Below are 16,390 nucleotides of genomic sequence, written 5' to 3'. Positions count from 1 at the left end.
CCTTATATGATGCCCCGCGGTGCCCCACCGCCGGGCCTTTTGCGAAGAGGTTTCATGCGCAAGTCCTTTCTCTTCACCTCCGAGTCGGTCTCCGAAGGCCATCCCGACAAGGTCGCCGACCAGATCAGCGACACGATCGTCGACCTGTTCCTCGCCAAGGATCCGGAGGCACGCATCGCCTGCGAGACGCTGACGACCACGCAGCTCGTCGTCCTCGCCGGCGAGATCCGCGGCAAGGGCATCTATGAGAACGACCAGTGGGCCGACGGCGTGCTCGACGAGATCGAGGCGGCCGTCCGCAACACCGTCAAGGAAATCGGCTACGAGCAGTCGGGCTTCCACTGGAACGAGTTCCGTTTCGAGAACAACCTCCACGGCCAGTCCGCAGAGATCGCGATGGGCGTCGACGAGAGCGGCAACAAGGACGAGGGTGCCGGCGACCAGGGCATCATGTTCGGTTACGCGACCGACGAGACGCCGGGCCTGATGCCCGCGACGCTCTACTACAGCCACAAGATCCTCGAGCGGATGGCCGCCGATCGCCATTCGGGCGCAGCCCCGTTCCTCGAGCCCGACGCCAAGAGCCAGGTGACGCTCGCCTATGAGAACGAGAAGCCGGTCCGCGCTACCGCGCTCGTCGTCTCCACCCAGCACGCACCGGGCTATTCGGAAAAGGGCAAGAACCCCGATCCGGCCAAGTACGCCGAGCTGCGCGACTATGTCATGGGCGTGTTCACCGACGTGCTGCCCGCAGGCTTCATCTCGGATGAGACCGCGATCTACATCAACCCGACCGGCGCGTTCGAGATCGGTGGCCCCGACGGCGACGCCGGCGTCACCGGCCGCAAGATCATCGTCGACACGTACGGCGGCGCAGCCCCGCATGGCGGCGGCGCGTTCTCGGGCAAGGATCCGACCAAGGTCGATCGCTCGGCCGCCTATGTCGCACGCTATCTGGCGAAGAACGTCGTCGCCGCCGGGCTCGCCCGCCGCTGCACGATCCAGCTGAGCTACGCGATCGGCATCGCCGAGCCGCTGTCGGTCTATGTCGACACGCACGGCACCGGCACGGTCGAAGAGGCCAAGCTCGAGGCGGTCCTGCCCAAGCTCGTCCGCCTCACGCCCAAGGGCATCCGCGAGCACCTCAAGCTCAACGCGCCGATCTACAAGAAGACCGCGGCCTACGGCCATTTCGGCCGCGAGCCCGAGGGTGACAGCTTCACCTGGGAGCGCACCGATCTGGTCGACAAGCTGAAGGCCGCAACTGCCTGACGCACCTCGCCCGATAGGTGATACAGAAAAGCCTCCCCCGGACCGTCCGGGGGAGGCTTTTTCATGTCCGCTACGCCGGATCGGAACCGATCAGCCGGGCGCCGACCGGTCGGTCCCCGCCGCGTCGCCGACCAGCGGCGCGCTCGCGCGCTGCCGATGCCGCTGCTCGGTCAGGATCTGCCACGACGCCAGGAACAGCGCCGCGACCAGCGGCCCGACGACGATACCGCTGAGGCCGATCAGCTCGATCCCGCCCAGCGTCGTGACCAGCACGACGAAATCGGGGATTCCCGTGTCGCGCCCGACCAGAATCGGCCGCAGGATATTGTCCGCCATGCCGATCACGACGACGCCCGAGATGATCACCACCAGCCCCTGCCAGATCGCGGTGGTCGCCAGCAGATAGACCGCGACAGGGACCCAGACGATCGCCGGCCCGAGCGCGGGCAGCAGCGAGGTCAGCGCCATCAGCAGGCCCCAGAGCAGGGCCGCGGGCAGCCCGACGATCCAGAAGGTTGCCGCACCCAGCCCGCCCTGGACCAGCGCGACGATCACCGTGCCCTTGATCGTCGCACGCACGACCGACACGAACTTGTCGACCAGCGCGGCGGTGACCGACCGCTCGAGCGGCAGCGCGTCGCAGATCTTCGGCCCGATCGTCTCGCCGTCGCGCAGCAGGAAGAACATCACGTACAGCGCGATACCGAAGGCGAGCAGGAAGGCGGCGGCGTTGCGCCCGATCGACAGCGCCTGGCTGGCGATCGTCCGCACGCTGTTGCCCATCGTCTGCGACAGCCGCGCCTGGATCCGCTCGATCGAATCGAACCCGGCCTTGTCGAGCAGCGTCTGCAGACGCGTCGGCAGCGCATCATGCACCTGGTTGAAATAGGCGGCGAAATTGATCTCGCCATTCTGGATGCGGGTATAGACCGTGCCGGCCTGGTCGACGATCATCCCGCCGATGATCATGCTCGGCACGACGACCGCGAACAGGATGATCAGCAGCGTCAGCGCGGCGGCGGTGTTGCGACGCGTCGGCATCCGCTCCAGCAGACGCTGGAACAGCGGCTGGAACAGGATCGCGGCGAGCGCGGCCCACAGCAGCGCCAGGGCATACGACCAGACGACCACGACGAGCGCGATCGTGATCACCACCAGGAATATCAGGAATCCGCCCGTTTCGAGCCGGCGCCGGTTGATCATCATGCATCCCCCCAACATCGTCGGTCGGCCCCAGGCGCCGCCGACGATACCGTCCCCGCCCGAATCGGCGGGGACGGCATCATTGTACTTAGCGCAGCGCGGCGCTGCCGTTGACGAGGGCCGCCTTCTGCTCGTTCGACATCGCGGCGGCGTTCACGTCCGCGTCGTCGACCGCCTCGCCCTGCTTCTCGCCCTGATCGCGAACCGCCTCGGCGCGATCCTCGAGATTGTCGGCAGCGGCCTCGAGCGCGTCGGCGCGGTTTTCCGCGGCGCCCTCGACCTGGCTGCCCAGCTTGTCGTCACCCTTGCCGCCACAGGCTGCGAGCGGAATGGTCAGCGTTGCGAGCATGAGCGCGGTAGCGATGGTCTTCATGTATAAATCCCTCTTGTGAGGCCATCCAAACCGTCACGCAGGCGGAACGGTTCCCTCGGCCCCGTTCGGCACTGTCGCGGGATCGTGATCCGCGGATCTTTCCGTGTTTTCAGTGACATGCTCGACGACCGGCGCGACGCGGTCGAACAGCGCGCTGACCGCCGCCTCGGCGATCCAGCCGACCGCCGCGCCGACGACCAGGTCGGACAGATAATGCTTGCCGTTGACCGGCTGGGCCGCCGCCACCGCGACCGTCGCCAGCGCCGACGGCATCGCCGCGCCGTCGATGTCGCGCGACGCCGCACGCGCGACCGCCACCGCGCCTGCGGTATGGCCCGACGGGAAGGACGTCTGCTTGTGGTCCTGGCTGTCGCCCGTCTCGAACCGCGCCTTGCCGGTGTCGAGCGCATGGCCCGGCCGCGTCCGGTCGACCGAATGCTTGATCACCGATTTCGCCGCGGTCGCCGCCAGGTGCGAGGCGAGCATCCGTGCGCCGCCGCGGATCAGGTCGGGCCGCCGCGCGACCAGCCCGATCACCAGCGTGCCGATCGACGTCGCGATCAGCTGCGGCTGGTCGGCAACCTCGGCGAGGAAGCCCGTCGCCTTCACCACCGGCGCGTCGCGGTGTTCGGCCAGCTTGTAGGTCGCCTTGCGGTCGGCCTCGGCGATCTTGGCCGCCGCACTCTTGCTCTTGCCCGTCATCATCAGTCCTTCTGTCGCATTTCGCCGCGCACCTGCGCATGCGCCAGCAGCGCGAACACCCCCGCACCACCGACGAGATTCCCCATGATCGCCGGCAGCAACAGTCCCGCAAAGGTCCGGACCAGGTCGACATGCCCGGTGAACAGCAGCAGGAACGCCTCGTCCGATCCGACGATCGAATGGCTGAACCCGCCGATCGCGACCACATAGGTCACCGCGAAGATCACCATGAACGCCTCGCCGCGCGCATTGGGCAGCGACCAGGCGAGGATCGCGATCATGAACCCGGCCGGGATCGCGTTGACGAACGTCGCCCAGGCGCCAAGCTCGGTGATCCGCATCGATACCGCGATCATCGCCTCGCGCAGCTCCGCCCCGCCCAGCACACCGCCCGCGATCGCTGCCGCGGTCAGCGCGGTGCCGAGCAGATTGGCGCCCAGCACGATGCCCCACAGCCGCAACGTCCGCCGCAGCGCCCAGCGCGACGGCTTGGTCACCAGCGGCAGCATCGCGCTGATCGTGCTCTCGGTGAACAATTGCATCCGCCCGAGAATGACGACCAGGAACCCCGCCGGATAGCCGAGCGACACGACCAGCTCGCGCCACGGCGTATCGGGCAGCGCGGCATGAAGCGCACCCTCGGCGACCAGCGACGCGGTGATCGCCAGCCCCGCCGCGAGCGCGGAGAAGAACAGCGAGACCCCCGGGCGCGCGAGTTCGTCCTCGCCCGCCTCGCGGACCGCGCGGTGGAGATCGCCCGCGTCCGCCGCCTTCAGTTCCTCGACGTCCTGCTCGGGCCCCTCGGGTGCGGACCCGGTGTCCGACGTGGTGGTGCTGTTTTCGGCCATTACGGCCTTGTAACGGACCGCTACGTGCTTTGCTCCCGCGCAATCGACCGCTAGAGCGCGCGGCGATGAACGATCCCGCCACCATTCGCCGCCTCTATGGCCGTCGCCAGGGCCACAAGCTTCGCCAGGGCCAGTCCGCGCTCGTCGAGGAGATGCTCCCGCGGCTGTCGGTTCCCGAGACGGGGATCGTCGACGCCGCCACCCTGTTCGGCGACGACCGCCCGCTCCATGTCGAGATCGGCTTCGGCGCGGGCGAACATCTCGCCGGCCAGGCATCGGCCAATCCGGATGTCGGCTTCATCGGCTGCGAACCGTTCCTCAACGGCGTCGTCGGCGCGCTCGGCCATATCCGCGACGGCGGGCTGACCAATGTGCGGCTCTATATGGGCGACGCGCTCGAGGTGATCGAGCGGCTGCCCGATGCCAGCCTCGACCGGCTCTACCTCCTCCACCCCGATCCCTGGCGCAAGGCGCGGCATGCCAAGCGCCGCATGGTCAATCACGGCCCGCTCGACACGATCGCCGCCAAGCTGAAGCCCGGCGCCGAATTCCGGCTCGGCACCGACGATCCGACCTATTGCCGCTGGTCGATGATGATCATGGACCAGCGCCGCGACTTCACCTGGCAGGCGCGCACCCCGCAGGACTTCCTGACCCGCCCCGACGACTGGCCCGAGACGCGCTACGAGCGGAAAGCCCGGCGCCAGGGCCATGAGGTCTGGTATTTCCGCTATATCCGCGACTAGCGCCCGCCGCTGCGCCGCCACCAGCCGGCCAGCGCGCGACCCGCAATTGCGGGCAGCCCGGGCCTGAGCAACAGCCAGTCGCGGATCGGTGCGCCCTCCGCCGCGCCGATCACCCGCTTGTAGCCGCTGTCGCCCGCGCCCCAGTCGACCCTGGTCGCGCCGCGCGCCATCGCCGCGATCAGGTTGCGCCAGTAGAGCAGCTTGCCCGGCGAATGCTTGGCGAAACGCGGATCGTAGCTGTTGGCGATCGCATAGATCAGCGCCCCCGTATCGATGTCGAACGAGAAGGCGGCGGGCACGCCGTCGACGCGGAGCAGCGCTGCGCGGAACATCCCCGCCAGCACCGGGTCGACCGCCGCCGCCTGCCAGAAGGCGAGATGCCCGTCGGTCGTGAACTTCATGTCGCGGCGGTCGGTCTCCTGCGCGACCCAGCTCGTCTGCTCGACCGCGCCCAGATCGGCGAACCGCGCCGGCCAGTCCGCCCCCGCGAGCGCTTGCCAGTCGAGCGCGCCATGCTCGGCCAGATGCTTTTCGTGAAACCGGTTCTTGCGCAGCGTCGAGTTGCGCGGCCAGCGCTCGCCATCGACGCTCGGCACGAGGTCGAGCACCCAGGCGTCGCCGAGGTGCCGGTCGATCGCGCACCATCCCGCCGCCCGCGCGCTCGCGATCAGCGCGTCCGCGGCCGGATCGCCGTCTTGGACGGGGCCGATCCGCAGGCCGCTGCACTGCGCGGATAGTCCGCGCAGCGCCGCCGCGCGTGCCGCCTCGCTTGCCCCCATCGCCATGCCGAAACTGCGGAACGGCCAGTAGCAGCCCGGCACCGTCGCCAGCCGCAGCCACGCCGGGCCGAGCGCGACGAACGGCAACGCGATCGCCGCGACGCCGTCCTCCTCGACCACCAGGGTATTCGCGCGGCCGCCATAGGCGCTGAGCGCGGCGGCATACCAGCCATAGCGCAGGAACCGGTGGCTCGGCGCCGCGCGCGCGGCGACCGCGTCGATCGCGATGCTCAGGCCCTCGACCACGCTTGCCTGCGCGCTCGGTGGCACCGGCACGCGGTCGGACAGGAGCATCGGTTTCGACATCGCACGCCCCCTAGCAGCAATCCCTTACCAGGTAGTGCAGGATCGCGCGCGGCGCCGCGGGGCTTCAGGGCGGGGGGCGGGATTGGCTTCCCTCCGGCGCGGTTATTCCGCATGATGATCAGGATGATACCCCTTCCCGCCGTTTCGACGATCGCGCAGACGATCCAGCTGTCGCTTGCGCCCGTCTTCATGCTCGCGGGCATCGGCCAGCTGCTCAACGTGCTCGCCGGTCGCCTCTCGCGCGTGATCGACCGCGCCCGCCAGCTCGAAAAGCTCCATCCCAGCAGCGCGGGGCCCGAACGCATCCGCCATATCTGGGAGTTGCGGCTGCTCGACCGGCGGATGACGATCATCAACGCCTCGCTCTTCCTCGCGGTGTCGAGCGCGATCATGACCTGTATCGTCATCGCGCTGCTGTTCATCGCCGAACTCGCGAAGCTGCACTTCGGGACCTATGTCGCGGTCTCGTTCATCCTCGCGATGATCCTGCTGATCGCCGCCTTTGCCAGCTTCATGATCGAAGTGCGGATCTCGTTGGTCGCCTTCCGCATCCGCCCCGAACTGCTCGACAACCCCGAACTGCTCGACAAGCTGACATGATGCTCGAACACCGCCTGCTGCAGGGCGTCGTCGCGATCGCCTGCCTCCTGCCGCTGCTCGTCGGCGGTCAGGGGATCGTCCACGGCCCAGCCCCGTTCGGCCACCTCGCCGACGTGCCGCGCGATCTCGACAGCCATTTCCGCTATATCTCGGGCATCTTTTTCGCGACCGGGCTCGGCTTCCTCAGCTGCATTCCGCACATCGAGACCAAGGGCCCGCGCTTCCGCCTGCTCGGCGGGCTGATCGTGGTCGGCGGCTTCGCGCGGCTCGTCTCGCTGATCGATGTCGGCATGCCGTCGCGCGGCCATGTGCTCGGGCTCGGCATGGAAATCCTCGTCGTGCCGCTGCTGATGCTCTGGCAGGCGCGCCTCGCCCGCCGGGCCCTTTCCAACGCCGGACCGAATCCCTAGACGACGCTTGACCATACCCGGTCCTCGAAAGGTCTAAGCATGCGTGAAGCCGCCATCGTCTCGACTGCCCGTACCGCCATCGGCAAAGCCTATCGCGGCGCGTTCAATGCGACCGAGGCACCGGTGCTTGGTGGGCACGTCATGAAAGCGGTGGTCGAGCGCGCCGGGATCGACCCCGCACGTATCGACGAGGTGTTCTGGGGCGTCGGCAACCAATGGGGGACGCAGGGCGGCAACGCCGGACGCATGGCGCTCTTCGCCGGCGGCCTGCCCGAATCGGTCCCCGCGGTCACGCTCGACCGCAAATGCGGCTCGGGGCTGACCGCGGTCGCGCTCGCTGCCCGCACGATCATCTGTGACGAGGCCGATGTCGCGCTGGCGGGCGGGATGGAATCGATCAGCTACACCGTGACGAAGGACGCGCCGCGCTACGTCAACCAGAGCGTCACCGCGCGCGAGCCCGCCGCCTATATCCCGATGATCGAGACCGCCGAGATCGTCGCGCGCAAATACGGCATCAGTCGCCAGGCGCAGGACGCCTATGCCGCGATGAGCCAGCAGCGCGCCGCCGCCGGCCTCGCCAGCGGCGCGTTCGCCGAGGAGATCGTGCCGATCACCGTCAAGAAGGCACTGTTCGACAAGCAGGGCGCGCGCACCGGCAGCGAGAACGTCACGCTGACCCAGGACGAGGGGATCCGCGCGGGCACCACCGCCGAGGCGCTCGCCGGGCTGAAGACGGTCTGGCCAGGCGGCGATTTCTCCAGCCCGGGGACCAGCGTCACCGCGGGCAATGCCAGCCAGCTCTCCGACGGCGCGTCCGCGCAGCTGCTCATGGACCGGCGGACCGCGGAGGCCGAGGGCAAGGAGATCCTCGGTATCTATCGCGGCTTCCAGTCGGCCGGCTGCGATCCCGCCGAAATGGGCATCGGTCCGGTCTTCGCGATCCCCAAGCTGCTCGACCGCGCCGGGCTGACGGTCGCGGACATCGGCCTGTGGGAGCTGAACGAGGCGTTCGCGTCGCAATGCCTCTATTGCCGCGACCATCTCGGCATCGATCCCGAAAAGTACAACGTCAATGGCGGCGCGATCGCGGTCGGCCACCCCTTCGGCATGACCGGCTCGCGCCTCGTCGGCCACGCACTGATCGAGGGGCGCAAGCGCGGCGTCCGCTATGTCGTGGTTTCGATGTGCACCGCCGGCGGCATGGGCGCCGCCGGCCTGTTCGAGATCGTCTGACGCGACGGGGGCGGGAGGGATGACGCACCCTCCCGTCGCTCCGCACCATCCACCCTGCCCCCTCCCGTCATCCTGACGAAAGTCAGGACCCAGGGTAACGGGGTGCGGCGCATGTGGCTCTGGGTCCTGACTTTCGTCAGGATGACGGCGGGTATACACGGCGACCCCAGTTCAAAATGACAAGGTCGTGCCCCGCCTATGCGTTTCCTCCTCCTCCCGGCGCTAGCGCTGCTGGCCGCCCCGGCCGCCGCCGCCCCCCAGAAACCCACCCCCGCGAAACCCGGCACCGTCCGCGTCCGCCTCACCACGTCCGAAGGCCCGATCACGCTCGCGCTCGACACGCGCCATGCCCCCAAGACTAGCGCGAACTTCCTCGCCTATGTCGATGACGGCCGCTTCGACGGGACCGATTTCTACCGTGCCGCGCGCGGCAAGAAGGCGCCCAAATTCGGCTTCATCCAGGGCGGCATCCGCACCGATGCGCGGCGCATCCTGCCCGCCTTCCCGCTCGAGACGACGACGCAGACCGGCATCCGCCATCTCGACGCGACGATCTCGATGGCGCGCGGCAGCGAGCCCGGCTCGGCGGGCGGCAATTTCTTCATCACCGTGGGCCCGACCCCCGCGATGGACGCGCGCCCGGGCTATCTCGGCTATGCGGCGTTCGGCCATGTCGTCGGCGGCATGGACACCGTCCGCCGCATCCTCGCCAAGCCGACCGGTGGCGGGCTCGACGCGTTCAAGGGCCAGATGATCCTCAACCGCGTCGCGCTGATCAGCGCCAAGCGGCTCGACGGCACGCCCCGCCCGACCAGCGGCCCGCGACCATGGCTGTTGAAGACCCGCCCCACCCCGCCACGGCCGCGCTGACGCGTTAGTCCGCGAACAGCAGGACCGGCGTCTCGAGATACTTTTTCAGCCCCTGGACGAAGCTCGCCGCATCCCAGCCATCGACGACGCGGTGGTCGCAGCTGATCGACAGGTTCATCAGCTTCGCGCGGACCACTTCGTCGCCCTTAAACACGGGGCGTTCGACGATCTTGTTCGGCCCGATGATCGCGACCTCGGGCCGGTTGATCACCGGCGTCGTCGCGATCCCGCCGAGCGGCCCGAGCGAGGTGACGGTAATCGTCCCGCCACCCATCTCGTTCGGCGCAAGCTTGCCCGCGCGCGCCGCCTCGGCGAGCCGCGTGATCTCGGTCGCGAGCTGCCAGACGTTGCGGTCCTGCGCGTCGCGGATCACGGGGACGGTCAGCCCCGCATCGGTCTGCGCCGCCATGCCCAGATGGATCGCCCCGTGCCGCGTCACCACGCCCGCCTCGTCGTCATAGCGCGCGTTGAGCATCGGGAAGTCAGGAATCACTTTACAGATCGCGACGATCATCAGCGGCAGCATCGTCAGCTTGGGCCGCCCGCCGCGATTGGCGTTCAGATCCGCACGCATCGCCTCCAGCGCGGTGACGTCGATCTCGTCGACATAGGTGAAATGCGGGATAGCGCGCTTCGACGCGGCCATGTTCTCGGCGATCTTGCGCCGCATGCCGATGACCTTGATCGGCTGGTCCGAGCGTGCCCGGCTCGCCCCCGGCGCCTGATAGCCCTGCCCCGCGCCGTACCGCAGATACGCGTCGAGATCGGCATGACGCACCCGGTCGGACTCGGTCTTCACCGACGCCAGATCAATCCCCAGATCCCGCGCCCGCGCCCGCACCGCCGGCGATGCCAGCGAGTGCGCCTTGGCAGCAGCAACCTGCTCGTCACTCCCCCCCGGCGAAGGCCGGGGTCCAGTTGGAGAGGTCGACGTAATAACGGACTGCGCGTCGTTACCGGCGCCCCCCATTTGGGCCCCGGCCTCCGCCGGGGTGGTAGCGGTCGGCGTTTCGACCACCTCCTCGACCCCCGGATTCTCCGCCTCATACTGCTCCGCCGTCTCCGCCTGCGCAGAGGTGAGCGGCGCCGCCACGACCTCGCCCCCGGCGTCGACCGCATCCGTCTCGATCACCACCAGCGCGGCACCGATCGACACCTGATCCCCGACCTCGCCCGCCAGCTCGACGACGACGCCCGATACGGGCGACTCCATCTCGACCGTCGCCTTGTCGGTCATCATGTCCGCGACCGGCGAATCCTCCTCGACGCGGTCGCCGATCGCGACGTGCCATGCGACGATCTCGGCCTCCGAGATGCCTTCGCCGATATCCGGCAGTTTGAAGGTAAAGCGAGCCATTATGCGTCCTTCATGATCTTCTTGAGGGCCTCGGTGATACGGACCGGCCCCGGGAAATAGGCCCATTCCAGGCTGTGCGGATAGGGCGTGTCGAACCCGGTCACGCGCTCGATCGGTGCCTCGAGATGGTAGAAGCACCGCTCCTGCACCAGCGCCGACAGCTCCGCGCCGAACCCGCTGGTCCGCGTCGCCTCGTGGACGATCATGCAGCGCCCGGTCTTCTTCACCGACGCCTCGATCGTCTCGATGTCGAGCGGGACGAGCGTGCGCAGATCGACGATCTCCGCGTCGATCCCCGTCTCGGCGATCACCGCCGCGCAGACATGCACCATCGTCCCGTAGGCGAGGATGGTCAGCGCCTCGCCCGCCCGGACGATCTTCGCCTTGCCGAGCTCGATCTTGTAATAGCCCGTCGGCACTTCGCCGGCCGGATGCTTCGACCAGTTCTGCGACGGCCGGTCCCAATAGCCGTCGAACGGACCGTTATAGATGCGCTTGGGCTCGAAGAAGAGCGTCGGGTCATTGTCCTCGATCGCCGCGATCAGCAGGCCCTTCGCGTCATAGGGCGTCGACGGGATCACCGTCTTGATCCCCGACATGTGCGTGAACAGCCCCTCGGGGCTCTGGCTGTGCGTCTGCCCGCCAAAGATGCCGCCGCCGAACGGCGATCGCACCGTGATCGGCGAGGTGAACTCGCCCGCCGAGCGATAGCGCAGCCGCGCGGCTTCCGACACCAGCTGATCGAGCGCGGGATAGATGTAATCCGCGAACTGGATCTCGGGGACGGGACGCAGGCCATACGCGCCCATGCCGACCGCGACGCCGATGATCCCGCATTCGGTGATCGGCGTGTCGAACACGCGCGTCTTGCCGTGCTTGGCCTGCAACCCCGCAGTCGCGCGGAACACGCCGCCGAAATAGCCGACATCCTCGCCCATCACGATCACGTCGGGATCGCGCGTCATCATGATGTCCATCGCGGAGTTGATCGCCTGGATCATGTTCATCCGGCTGGTCTCGCCGCCATCCGCTGCGTCGGACCCGGGTGCCTCGATCATGTCGCTCATGCCTTGCGATCCCATGGACGGCCGCTCGCCGTCTCCTCATCGAGCATCTGCTGACGCTGCTCCTTCAGATGCCAGGGCAGCTCCTCGAACACGCCGTCGAACAGCGATTCGAGCGGCTGGTGAAGCCCGTGGCCGAGGATGCCGTTCTTCTCGGCCTCCTTCTGCGCGGCCTTCACCTGCTCGGCGAGCTCCTTGTCCTGCGCCGCGTGGCGCTCATCGTCCCATTCGCCGATCGCGATCAGATGGTCCTTGAGGCGCTTGATCGGATCGCCGAGCGGCCAGGCATTGGGCTCGCCCTCGCTGCGATACTGGCCGGGATCGTCCGAGGTCGAATGGCCTTCCGCGCGATAGGTGAAATGCTCGATCAGCGTCGGCCCCTGGTTGGTCCGCGCACGCTCGGCCGCCCACTGCGTCGCCGCATAGACCGCCAGCGCGTCATTGCCGTCGACGCGCAGCCCGGCAATGCCATAGCCGACCGCCCGCGCCGCAAAGGTCGTCGCCTCCGCGCCCGCGAACCCGGAGAAGCTCGAAATCGCCCACTGGTTGTTGACGACGTTGAAGATCACCGGCGCGCGGTAGACCGCGGCAAAGGTGCACGCCGAATGGAAGTCGCCCTCCGCGGTCGATCCCTCGCCGCACCAGGTCGCCGCGATCCGCGTGTCGCCCTTGGCCGCCGACGCCATCGCCCAGCCCACGGCTTGCGGATATTGCGTCGTGAGGTTGCCCGAGATCGAGAAGAACCCGGCTTCCTTGACCGAATACATGATCGGCAGCTGCTTGCCGCCCAGCCTGTCCGCGGTGTTCGAATAGATCTGGTTCATCATGTCGACGAGGCTCCAGCCCCGCGCGATCAGCAGCCCCTGCTGGCGATAGGAGGGGAAGCACATGTCCTCGTAATCGAGCGCATAGGCCGCCGCGACCGCGACCGCCTCCTCGCCCAGCGCCTTCATGTAGAAGCTCGTCTTGCCCTGCCGCTGTGCGCGGAACATGCGCTCGTCGAACGCGCGGAGCAGCGCCATGCTGCGCAGCATACGGCGCAGCATATCGGGCGAAAGCTTGGGATCCCATGGCCCGACTGCGTTGCCCTCGTCGTCGAGAACGCGGACCAGCGTATAGGCCAGGTCGGTGAAATCGCTCGCCTTGTCCGCGGTATCGGGGCGCCGCGCCTGCCCCGCGGGCGGCACGTCGACTTCGGCGAAATCGACCGGATCGCCGGGTCGAAACTTCGGTTCGGGCACATGCAGCGTCAATCCGGGTAGATTGCGCAGCGGCTGCGAATCGGCGCGAGGGTGCTCGCTGGCCATCGTCACTCCATCTCCATCGCCCGGCGGCGTACGCGCCGGATCGCTCTTCGCGGCCTTGTTATAAAATTTCAACGGCATTGGCGAGAGGGAGTTTTGCCCGGTTGCCGCATTCGCACCGGCCGCGTGCAACGCCGTGCGATCAATGCGATAGCATGAGCCTGCGGACGCGGGCGGACACGGGGGAGACAGGGCGAGATGCTGCAGGACTGGGACGCCATCGTCGCGATCGGATGCACGCTGCCGGGTGTCGAGCCGGGCACCAGCTACGGCCGGCCCGCACTCAGGTTCCGCGGCAAGACGCTCGCCTCGACCACCGCGCCCGATCCCGGCAGCTTCGTGCTTCATATCGGCCTCGGCGAGAAGGAGATCCTGCTCGACACCGACCCCGCGACCTTCTGGCAGACCGATCATTATGACGGCTGGCCGGCGGTGCTGGTCCGCTACGGCACCGGCGCGGGCGAGCGGATCGCGCATCTGCTCGCCCGCGCCTGGTGGGACCGCGCCACGTCAGCGCAGCGCAAGGCCTATGGCGAGCGGCCCTAAGGCTACCCGCTACTCCACCGTCTGCTCGATCACCCCGAAGATCGGGCGATGCCGGTCGTCCTCCGCCCAGATCCGCACCGTGTCGCCCTTTTTCAGGAACGGGGTCACCGCCGCGCCGCCCGCGATCGTCTCGATCGTGCGGACTTCGGCGAGGCAGGAATAGCCGACCCCGCCCTCTGCGATCGGCTTGCCCGGTCCGCCATCCGCGCCGCGGTTCGACACCGTGCCCGATCCGACGATCGTCCCCGCGCCCAGCTTGCGCGTCTTGGCGGCATGCGCGATCAGCGTGCCGAAATCGAACGTCATGTCCTCGCCCGCCTCGGCGCGGCCAAAGGGCTGGCCGTTCAGGTCGACCATCAGCTTGCGGTGCAGCTTGCCGTCCTGCCACCAGTCGCCGAGCGATTCGGGCGTCACGAACACCGGCGAAAACGCACTGGCGGGCTTGGATTGGAAGAAGCCGAATCCCTTGCCCAGCTCGGCCGGGATCAGGTTGCGCAGCGACACGTCGTTGGTCAGCCCGACCAGCCGCACCGCCGCCAGCGCCTCGTCGCGGCTCGCGCCCATCGCCACGTCGCCGGTGACGACGACGACCTCGCCCTCCATGTCGCAGCCCCAGCTCTCGTCGGAAAGCGGGATCGGGTCGCGCGGCCCGAGAAACCCGTCCGACCCGCCCTGATACATCAGCGGATCGTGCCAGAAGCTGTCGGGCATCTCGGCGGCGCGCGCCTGCCGGACGAGCGCGACATGGTTCACATAGGCCGAGCCATCCGCCCACTGATAGGCGCGCGGCAACGGCGACGCCGCGTCATGCTCGTGGAACCGCCGCATCGGGATCATCTCGTGCTCGAGATCGGTCGACAGATTCTCGAGCATCGGCGCAAGCCGGTCCCAGTCGTCGAGCGCGGCCTGCAGCGTCGGCGCGATATGCGTCGCATCGGCATACCAGGCGAGGTCGTTCGACACGACGACGAGCCGGCCGTCACGGCCCCGGGCTGGATCTGCGTCCTTCAGGCTGGCCAGTTTCATTGCGGATCCTCTCAATGTTTTCACCACCCTACGCCCGCCCGCCGCCGGAAGTCGAGACCGGCGGTCGCACGCGCATCCCGACCGCCCGCTCATGCGTTATCCTTGCATCCCCCCGACCCCGGCGCCACACCTGGCCACCGCCTTCGAAAGCCTGCCATGCCCCTCGATATCGTCCGCGTGCCCGTCCTCAGCGACAATTACGCCTGGCTGATCCACGATCCCGACAGCGGCACGACGGTCGCGCTCGACCCGGGCGAGGCGGATCCGGTGATCGCCGCGGCGACCGCGCGCGGCTGGCGCATCGATCAGGTCTGGACGACGCACTGGCATCCCGATCACACCGGCGGCAACGCCGCGATCCGCGCTCAGGGCGCGACCGTCACCGGCCCCGCCGCCGAGGCCGCGAAGATCCCGACGCTCGACCGCACCGTGACCGAAGGCGACGTCGTCACGCTCGGCGCGCACGCCGCGCAGGTGATGACCGTGCCCGGGCATACCCAGGGCCATATCGCCTTCCACTTCGCCGACGACGCGGTGATCTTCACCGGCGACACGCTGTTCGCGATGGGTTGCGGCCGGCTGTTCGAGGGCACGCCTGCCGACATGTTCGCCAACATGCAGCGTTACGCAGCACTTCCCGACGAGACGCGCGTCTATTGCGGGCATGAATATACCCAGTCGAACGGCCGCTACGCACTGGTCGCCGAGCCCGACAACGCCGCGATCCGCGACCGGATGGCCGACGTCGACGCGGCCCGCGCGCGCGGCGAGGCGACCGTGCCGACGACGATCGGGCTCGAACGCGCGACCAATCCGTTCCTCCGCGCGACCTCGGCCGCCGAGCTCGGCGAACGCCGCGCGGCAAAGGATGCGTTCAAGGGCTGAATAGGCTATGCCGGGCCCCTCGGGGGCGCAAAGGAAACCGCATGCGCATCATGACACGCTTATCGCTGCTCTGCCTGACGATCGCCGCCACCGCCTGTACGGCGACCCCGCGCGAACAGGCGCAGATCGCGCAGCGCGAAACCGAAACGCAGCGAAAGCTCGCGACCGCGCTCAAGGGGCTGACCCCCGGCGAGCCGACCCTGTGCCTCAACGCCCTCGGCCAGAAACAGGTGACCAGCTACGGCTCGACCTTCCTCTACCGCGTCAACAACGGCACGATCTACCGGACCGAGACCAATGGCGGGTGCGGCGATCTCGACCGCAACATCCTGATCACGCGGACGCCCTCGGGGCAGCTCTGCCGCGGCGACATCGCCAACACGATCGACCGCGCGAGCCGCTTCCCCAGCGGCAGCTGCAGCTTCGGCGAGTTCGTCCCCTATCGGAAGGTTCGGTGAGGATGCCGCGTCTCGGCCGCTTCGCTGCCCTCGCCGCGCTCGCGCTGACGCTCGTCGCCGGCCGCGACGATCCGCTCGCGGGGCGCATCGCCGGCACGCCGGTCCGCTGCATCGGCATCGGCCTCGTACAGGGCCCGACGATCCTCGACGCGACCACCATCCTCTATCGCCAGTCGGGCAAGCGCGTCTGGCGCACCGGCCCGGTCGGCCCCTGTCCGCAATTGCGCCCGCTGTCGACGATCATCGTCGACATCTATGGCGGCCAGCTCTGCCGCAACGACCGGTTCCGGCTGATCGAACCCGGCCTGTCGATCCCCTCCCCCTCCTGCCGCTTCACCGACTTCACCCCTTACGACAAACCCTGACGCCCGGCCGTCCCGGATGATATGTTGCATCATGGCAACA

General features: G+C 68.4%; 19 protein-coding genes. 10 read left to right on the top strand and 9 right to left on the bottom strand.

Going from position 1 to position 16,390, the window contains the following annotated elements:
- The first annotated feature begins 54 nt into the window (after positions 1-54).
- On the top strand, positions 55-1,272 hold the full coding sequence (metK, locus tag C8J24_RS09220; RefSeq protein WP_031438941.1) for a methionine adenosyltransferase: 1,218 nt from the start codon (positions 55-57) through the stop codon (positions 1,270-1,272).
- A 90-nt stretch (positions 1,273-1,362) separates the two neighbouring features.
- Here the strand turns inward: metK and C8J24_RS09215 are convergent, their stop codons facing one another.
- From C8J24_RS09215 to C8J24_RS09200, 4 genes are all read right to left on the bottom strand, one after another.
- Entirely contained in the window at positions 1,363-2,475 is a 1,113-nt protein-coding gene (locus tag C8J24_RS09215) for an AI-2E family transporter (protein WP_107045674.1), read from the bottom strand.
- Positions 2,476-2,563: 88 nt separating this feature from the next.
- Positions 2,564-2,848 (bottom strand): hypothetical protein, encoded by a 285-nt coding sequence (locus C8J24_RS09210; RefSeq protein WP_042466252.1) that lies wholly within the window; start codon positions 2,846-2,848, stop codon positions 2,564-2,566.
- A gap of 33 nt (positions 2,849-2,881) precedes the next feature.
- The gene (locus C8J24_RS09205) at positions 2,882-3,550 is read right to left on the bottom strand and encodes a phosphatase PAP2 family protein (RefSeq protein ID WP_167396740.1); all 669 of its coding nucleotides are present in this window, start codon (positions 3,548-3,550) and stop codon (positions 2,882-2,884) included.
- 2 nt (positions 3,551-3,552) lie between these two features.
- A complete protein-coding gene (locus C8J24_RS09200) occupies positions 3,553-4,398 on the bottom strand; it encodes a formate/nitrite transporter family protein (RefSeq protein ID WP_107931909.1) in 846 nt (281 codons plus the stop codon).
- Between the two features lie 65 nt (positions 4,399-4,463).
- On the opposite strand from C8J24_RS09200, the gene trmB reads away from it, so the two are divergent.
- Entirely contained in the window at positions 4,464-5,144 is a 681-nt protein-coding gene (gene trmB, locus C8J24_RS09195; protein ID WP_056409132.1) for a tRNA (guanosine(46)-N7)-methyltransferase TrmB, read from the top strand.
- On the opposite strand, the gene C8J24_RS09190 is transcribed toward trmB, so the two are convergent.
- Positions 5,141-6,229 (bottom strand): GNAT family N-acetyltransferase, encoded by a 1,089-nt coding sequence (locus C8J24_RS09190; protein WP_107931907.1) that lies wholly within the window; start codon positions 6,227-6,229, stop codon positions 5,141-5,143. The two genes, trmB and C8J24_RS09190, sit on opposite strands and share 4 nt — an antisense overlap.
- A 123-nt stretch (positions 6,230-6,352) precedes the next feature.
- Here C8J24_RS09190 and C8J24_RS09185 point away from each other — a divergent pair, with 123 nt between their 5' ends.
- From C8J24_RS09185 to C8J24_RS09170, 4 genes are all read left to right on the top strand, one after another.
- Positions 6,353-6,829: a DUF2721 domain-containing protein gene (locus C8J24_RS09185; protein WP_031440529.1), complete on the top strand. Its 477-nt coding sequence runs from the start codon at positions 6,353-6,355 to the stop codon at positions 6,827-6,829.
- Positions 6,826-7,239, top strand: a complete 414-nt coding sequence (locus C8J24_RS09180) for a DUF4345 domain-containing protein (protein WP_107931904.1) — start codon at positions 6,826-6,828, stop codon at positions 7,237-7,239. The genes C8J24_RS09185 and C8J24_RS09180 overlap by 4 nt, the downstream gene beginning before the upstream one ends.
- Before the next feature lie 39 nt (positions 7,240-7,278).
- The gene (locus C8J24_RS09175; protein ID WP_107931901.1) at positions 7,279-8,475 is read left to right on the top strand and encodes a thiolase family protein; all 1,197 of its coding nucleotides are present in this window, start codon (positions 7,279-7,281) and stop codon (positions 8,473-8,475) included.
- 198 nt (positions 8,476-8,673) lie between these two features.
- Entirely contained in the window at positions 8,674-9,345 is a 672-nt protein-coding gene (locus tag C8J24_RS09170) for a peptidylprolyl isomerase (protein ID WP_107931899.1), read from the top strand.
- Positions 9,346-9,349: 4 nt separating this feature from the next.
- Here C8J24_RS09170 and C8J24_RS09165 read toward each other — a convergent pair whose 3' ends face one another.
- The 3 genes from C8J24_RS09165 to C8J24_RS09155 are packed head-to-tail and all read right to left on the bottom strand — an operon-like array spanning position 9,350 to position 13,073.
- Positions 9,350-10,702 (bottom strand): dihydrolipoamide acetyltransferase family protein, encoded by a 1,353-nt coding sequence (locus C8J24_RS09165; RefSeq protein ID WP_107931897.1) that lies wholly within the window; start codon positions 10,700-10,702, stop codon positions 9,350-9,352.
- Entirely contained in the window at positions 10,702-11,709 is a 1,008-nt protein-coding gene (locus C8J24_RS09160) for an alpha-ketoacid dehydrogenase subunit beta (RefSeq protein ID WP_031394420.1), read from the bottom strand. The genes C8J24_RS09165 and C8J24_RS09160 overlap by 1 nt, the downstream gene beginning before the upstream one ends.
- 56 nt (positions 11,710-11,765) lie before the next feature.
- The gene (locus tag C8J24_RS09155; RefSeq protein ID WP_107932741.1) at positions 11,766-13,073 is read right to left on the bottom strand and encodes a thiamine pyrophosphate-dependent enzyme; all 1,308 of its coding nucleotides are present in this window, start codon (positions 13,071-13,073) and stop codon (positions 11,766-11,768) included.
- Positions 13,074-13,268: 195 nt separating this feature from the next.
- On the opposite strand from C8J24_RS09155, the gene C8J24_RS09150 reads away from it, so the two are divergent.
- Positions 13,269-13,616, top strand: a complete 348-nt coding sequence (locus C8J24_RS09150) for an MmcQ/YjbR family DNA-binding protein (protein ID WP_107931895.1) — start codon at positions 13,269-13,271, stop codon at positions 13,614-13,616.
- A 9-nt stretch (positions 13,617-13,625) separates the two neighbouring features.
- Here C8J24_RS09150 and C8J24_RS09145 read toward each other — a convergent pair whose 3' ends face one another.
- On the bottom strand, positions 13,626-14,642 hold the full coding sequence (locus tag C8J24_RS09145) for a fumarylacetoacetate hydrolase family protein (RefSeq protein WP_107931893.1): 1,017 nt from the start codon (positions 14,640-14,642) through the stop codon (positions 13,626-13,628).
- Between the two features lie 156 nt (positions 14,643-14,798).
- Between C8J24_RS09145 and gloB the strand changes: the two genes are divergently transcribed.
- The 3 genes from gloB to C8J24_RS09130 are packed head-to-tail and all read left to right on the top strand — an operon-like array spanning position 14,799 to position 16,350.
- The gene (gene gloB / locus C8J24_RS09140) at positions 14,799-15,527 is read left to right on the top strand and encodes a hydroxyacylglutathione hydrolase (protein ID WP_107931890.1); all 729 of its coding nucleotides are present in this window, start codon (positions 14,799-14,801) and stop codon (positions 15,525-15,527) included.
- A 41-nt stretch (positions 15,528-15,568) separates the two neighbouring features.
- Positions 15,569-15,985: a hypothetical protein gene (locus tag C8J24_RS09135; RefSeq protein ID WP_052380848.1), complete on the top strand. Its 417-nt coding sequence runs from the start codon at positions 15,569-15,571 to the stop codon at positions 15,983-15,985.
- A gap of 2 nt (positions 15,986-15,987) precedes the next feature.
- Entirely contained in the window at positions 15,988-16,350 is a 363-nt protein-coding gene (locus C8J24_RS09130; protein ID WP_107931888.1) for a hypothetical protein, read from the top strand.
- Positions 16,351-16,390 lie beyond the last annotated feature (40 nt).

This window comes from Sphingomonas aerolata, from assembly GCF_003046295.1.
Classification (GTDB): domain Bacteria; phylum Pseudomonadota; class Alphaproteobacteria; order Sphingomonadales; family Sphingomonadaceae; genus Sphingomonas; species Sphingomonas aerolata.
Note: the sequence above shows the minus strand (reverse complement) of the source record. Positions and strands in the feature narration are given on the sequence as shown.

Excerpts from the sequence above, each read along its gene's own strand:
- C8J24_RS09205 (WP_167396740.1), bottom strand. The coding sequence starts at position 3,550 with ATGACGGGCAAGAGCAAGAGTGCGGCGGCCAAGATCGCCGAGGCCGAC.
- C8J24_RS09175 (WP_107931901.1), top strand. The coding sequence starts at position 7,279 with ATGCGTGAAGCCGCCATCGTCTCGACTGCCCGTACCGCCATCGGCAAA.
- C8J24_RS09210 (WP_042466252.1), bottom strand. The coding sequence starts at position 2,848 with ATGAAGACCATCGCTACCGCGCTCATGCTCGCAACGCTGACCATTCCG.
- gloB (WP_107931890.1), top strand. The coding sequence starts at position 14,799 with ATGCCCCTCGATATCGTCCGCGTGCCCGTCCTCAGCGACAATTACGCC.
- trmB (WP_056409132.1), top strand. The coding sequence starts at position 4,464 with ATGAACGATCCCGCCACCATTCGCCGCCTCTATGGCCGTCGCCAGGGC.
- C8J24_RS09185 (WP_031440529.1), top strand. The coding sequence starts at position 6,353 with ATGATACCCCTTCCCGCCGTTTCGACGATCGCGCAGACGATCCAGCTG.
- C8J24_RS09130 (WP_107931888.1), top strand. The coding sequence starts at position 15,988 with ATGCCGCGTCTCGGCCGCTTCGCTGCCCTCGCCGCGCTCGCGCTGACG.
- C8J24_RS09165 (WP_107931897.1), bottom strand. The coding sequence starts at position 10,702 with ATGGCTCGCTTTACCTTCAAACTGCCGGATATCGGCGAAGGCATCTCG.
- metK (WP_031438941.1), top strand. The coding sequence starts at position 55 with ATGCGCAAGTCCTTTCTCTTCACCTCCGAGTCGGTCTCCGAAGGCCAT.
- C8J24_RS09190 (WP_107931907.1), bottom strand. The coding sequence starts at position 6,229 with ATGTCGAAACCGATGCTCCTGTCCGACCGCGTGCCGGTGCCACCGAGC.
- C8J24_RS09180 (WP_107931904.1), top strand. The coding sequence starts at position 6,826 with ATGATGCTCGAACACCGCCTGCTGCAGGGCGTCGTCGCGATCGCCTGC.
- C8J24_RS09200 (WP_107931909.1), bottom strand. The coding sequence starts at position 4,398 with ATGGCCGAAAACAGCACCACCACGTCGGACACCGGGTCCGCACCCGAG.
- C8J24_RS09135 (WP_052380848.1), top strand. The coding sequence starts at position 15,569 with ATGCGCATCATGACACGCTTATCGCTGCTCTGCCTGACGATCGCCGCC.
- C8J24_RS09145 (WP_107931893.1), bottom strand. The coding sequence starts at position 14,642 with ATGAAACTGGCCAGCCTGAAGGACGCAGATCCAGCCCGGGGCCGTGAC.
- C8J24_RS09170 (WP_107931899.1), top strand. The coding sequence starts at position 8,674 with ATGCGTTTCCTCCTCCTCCCGGCGCTAGCGCTGCTGGCCGCCCCGGCC.
- C8J24_RS09215 (WP_107045674.1), bottom strand. The coding sequence starts at position 2,475 with ATGATCAACCGGCGCCGGCTCGAAACGGGCGGATTCCTGATATTCCTG.
- C8J24_RS09160 (WP_031394420.1), bottom strand. The coding sequence starts at position 11,709 with ATGAACATGATCCAGGCGATCAACTCCGCGATGGACATCATGATGACG.
- C8J24_RS09155 (WP_107932741.1), bottom strand. The coding sequence starts at position 13,073 with ATGGCCAGCGAGCACCCTCGCGCCGATTCGCAGCCGCTGCGCAATCTA.
- C8J24_RS09150 (WP_107931895.1), top strand. The coding sequence starts at position 13,269 with ATGCTGCAGGACTGGGACGCCATCGTCGCGATCGGATGCACGCTGCCG.